The organism is Streptomyces sp. H51 (assembly GCF_035656535.1).
In the GTDB taxonomy this organism is placed as follows: domain Bacteria; phylum Actinomycetota; class Actinomycetes; order Streptomycetales; family Streptomycetaceae; genus Streptomyces.
In genome coordinates this window covers 1-856 of sequence record NZ_JAYMHD010000013.1, presented here as the reverse complement: position 1 = coordinate 856, position 856 = coordinate 1, and the positions used below count along the sequence as shown (strand labels likewise).

1 protein-coding gene is annotated in these 856 nt (G+C 74.6%); it reads left to right on the top strand.

The genetic code is table 11. The annotated features are described in order from the left end of the window. Positions 1–215: 215 nt before the first annotated feature. The coding region (locus VKA29_RS03160) for an electron transfer flavoprotein subunit alpha/FixB family protein (RefSeq protein ID WP_324783594.1) at positions 216–856 on the top strand (641 nt) is incomplete at its 3' end.

The window sequence follows — 856 nt, the reverse complement described above, 5'->3', positions numbered from 1 at the left end:
CGATCGTCAAGGACGAGGGCGAGGGCGGCAGGCAGCTCGCCGCCTTCCTCGCGGAGCGCAAGTTCATCTGACCCGCCCTCGCGGCCCGGAACGTCCGTCCGGGCCCGCCTCGCGGCCCGGGAAGCCTGTCCGGGCCCGCCTCGCGGCCCGGAAGCCTGTCCGGGCCGGCCTCGCCGACCACCCCTTCATCTTCGTTTTCGCAGGAGCGCATTGCCATGGCTGAAGTTCTCGTCTATGTCGACCATGTGGACGGTGCCGTCCGCAAGCCCACGCTGGAGCTGCTGACGCTGGCCCGCCGGATCGGCGAGCCGGTCGCCGTCGCCCTCGGCGCGGGCGCCGCCGCCACCGCCGCCGTGCTCGGCGAGCACGGTGCGGCCCGGGTGCTGACGCACGAGGCGTCCGAGTACGCCGACTACCTCGTCGTGCCCAAGGTGGACGCGCTGCAGGCCGCCGTCGCGGCCGTCTCCCCGGCCGCCGTGCTGGTGCCCTCCTCCGCCGAGGGCAAGGAGATCGCCGCGCGTCTGGCGCTGCGCACCGGCTCCGGCATCATCACCGACGCCGTCGACCTGGAAGCGGGCGAGGACGGGCCGGTGGCCACCCAGTCGGTGTTCGCCGCGTCCTTCACCACCACCTCCCGCGTCTCCAAGGGCACCCCCGTCATCACCGTCAAGCCCAACAGCGCCGCCGTCGAGACGGCCCCCGCCGCGGGCACGGTCGAGGCACTGGAGGTGTCCTTCTCCGCGCAGGCCACCGGCACCAAGGTCACCGGCCGCACGCCGCGCGAGTCGACCGGGCGTCCGGAGCTGACCGAGGCGGCGATCGTGGTCTCCGGCGGCCGCGGCGTGAACGGCGCGGC